The sequence below is a fragment of the Hoylesella buccalis ATCC 35310 genome (assembly GCF_000177075.1).
Lineage (GTDB): Bacteria > Bacteroidota > Bacteroidia > Bacteroidales > Bacteroidaceae > Prevotella > Prevotella buccalis.
The window spans coordinates 1-2,730 of the sequence record NZ_ADEG01000001.1 but is presented as its reverse complement, the minus strand read 5'-3'; the positions used below and the strand labels follow the sequence as shown (position 1 = coordinate 2,730).

The 2,730-nt window shown below is 32.3% G+C and carries 2 protein-coding genes; both read right to left on the bottom strand.

The genetic code is table 11. The annotated features are described in order from the left end of the window. Positions 1-172 precede the first annotated feature (172 nt). The gene (locus HMPREF0650_RS00010; protein WP_040561820.1) at positions 173-391 is read right to left on the bottom strand and encodes a hypothetical protein; all 219 of its coding nucleotides are present in this window, start codon (positions 389-391) and stop codon (positions 173-175) included. A gap of 29 nt (positions 392-420) precedes the next feature. Then, positions 421-2,544, bottom strand: a complete 2,124-nt coding sequence (locus HMPREF0650_RS00005; protein WP_245543429.1) for an outer membrane beta-barrel protein — start codon at positions 2,542-2,544, stop codon at positions 421-423. Positions 2,545-2,730 lie beyond the last annotated feature (186 nt).

The window sequence follows — 2,730 nt, the reverse complement described above, 5'->3', positions numbered from 1 at the left end:
TTGCCTCAAGTCACATTGTGGGGTAAGGGGATATTGTAGGCCGCAAGTGGGTGCTTCAAGTTCAAATTATCTGCAAATTCAGTAATGAGAGGACGTGTAAAGGCAATAAGGACGTTCAAGGGCTTAGTTGCGGATTTGAGGTACAGATAAGATTAAGGGTTACGAACAACCATTAAATACCATTTAGTTCTTGCTGAGAAATGCTATCATAGCTTTCGCTGTGATCATGATGGTTGGACGTGTCATTGTGATTCGAAGTATCATCATGGTCTGATGTGTCATCAGAATCAGATGATAACGCCACTTCAATAGGACTAAATGCACCAACAAGGTGAATTTGTTCGTTAGCACTAAGAGACTCGAAGTCTTTCAAATCTAAAATACTTTTCATAATTACATTAAAATTTAGTTAAACAATTTTCAGTTCCTTGTTACATTATGTATAAGAGAACTGAATTTCTTTACTTTATTTCTTGAAGAAAAATGATATACAAGTTGAATGCCAACTCTTCTCGTATCTGTATTATTTTTTCTATATTCATTAAATCCATTAGCATATATTCTTGATTGCATCTGATTTTGTTTGAAAATATCATTAGCAAATAACGATATTCTGAAAGCATTATTTAATGTTGAGAATGTATATCTAAATGATAAATTCGACCTTGGTTCTTCTTTTGTATTCTCGAATTGTGAAATAGGAAAATAGGAAAAAGTAATATTTACCCTGTGCTTACGATAATTAAAGCCAAAAGGTAAAGAAACAGCAAGATACTTATTATTATATTGAGAATTATTCTCTGATATTTTGAAATTCCCTGTTTCTAAACTGATATTGGGAGAGAGGTAAAAAAACTTCCAATATTGTGAATAATAAACACTTGCAGTAAACATATGTGAAATACCAAGACTTGTATATTTATAAAGGAATTTATTGTTTTGATAGGCAGGAAGAAGAATCCACCAGTTTGCACGACGACATCCTCCAATATTAATCCCCAAATTCCCTCTTCGGTATGATAAATTCAATTGACTGTTTCTATATGGTTTAAGGTCGCTATTGCCTGTAATATCTATTCCTTCATTTTCTTGTTTTGTTATGCCAGCAAGTTGCCCAGAAAGAGGTCTTGACGTATTTTGATCATACCTTATACTAAATTTATGACCTTTTATTTCATAACCAAGCAGAATATGAGGATCCACATAAAAATAATGCGTTTTATGACTGGTTGAGTAATCAAAAGTAATTCCTGCGTTAAACTCAAATTTTCCTAAAGAACCATTCAAATACATATCTTGCCTAAATGTGTGTTCCCAAAAGTCCTGTAATTTGATGTTATGAAATACATCTTCAGCCGTTAAAAACATGTAAGAGTAAGAACTGAATGAGCGAATCTTGAATTTAGGGTTTCTGAATGTGTATGTATAATCAACAGAGGCGTTAGGCGTGATATTATAGCTCTTCATACTCTGAAGTAATGTGTTGTTAGTATTTCTCAATTTGTATTGGTCATTCTTGTTGTTAAGTGCCATCTCTAAATGGAGTTTATGCTTGTTCTTCTTCAAATCAAAATAGACTCCGGTAGTGAAAAAACGATAAAATTGAGATGCATCCATATCAGAGACATTACCAAACACATTTGAAGTTCGAACTTCTTTGTTGTTAGACACAAGGTAATTTATTAATACTCCTGCATTTACTTCTTTTGAAAGGTTATAATTATTAGCGTAATCAACATAAAAGTCTTTCGTTTTTTTCTGTTTAGCATCCTCAATGTCTTTTACAACACCATTATCAAAAACATATTGCCTTGTAGAAGAAGTCGGAGAACGATATGGATTTGTCCTTAAATAAAGGCTATTTGCTAATTTTGCAGTATTTAACACGCCACGAGTGTTGATAGTCCCATAATCACCTTCTCCTCTTGAGTATTCTGCGGTAGTTGTAGTTTCAAATCCTTTTATAATTACAGAATTTACAATAAGTTCATAACTATTACCTTGCGGTAATCTTTTAAAAATTATAGATGAAACATTTTCAGCAAACAAACTCTCAAGCATTTGCAACATATCTGCTGTCAGTTGTCTGCTTATCCCTTGACTGCCAAATCTTACAGATACCACAGGAAGAGATTTATAAGTTAACTGATTGCTATTCTGAATAAATCCAGGAACTTTTTGCAATATTTCAACCATATTGTTATTTTCAAAAATCGTAATACCCTTTATTTGTATTTGATCTTCCATAAGTTTGCTTTTTACGATAGGTCTCTTGCCTAGTACGATTATTTCCTCCAACTTTTTTTCCAGCTTAGTTTGGAATGTAAGATGAGATTTTACATCGTCACACCCAACAATTGTATCAAGAACCTGTTCTCCAAAATATGCGATAGTAAAATGATAAGGACAATCATTTCCCTCAAAAGAAAAATTCCCGTTTGGTGAGTATAATTTCAACGAGTCCAACTTTGAAGCCCCCACCACTTTCAATGTATAATTTATAAAAGGTTTACCGTCTTCATCAATAACATTTCCTGTTATCATTGTTTGTGAATACAGATTCAGAGAAATAAAAACTATTGGTATAGCGATGAAAAATTTAAGATGTTTCATACTTAACTACATATTTGTAACACCAAAATCAAAAGGTTAAATCTTTTTTTACAAAGACCTTAATTCCGCAACACTATTATAAATTAAACTTTTTAAGTACCTGAGCAACAAAAAGCT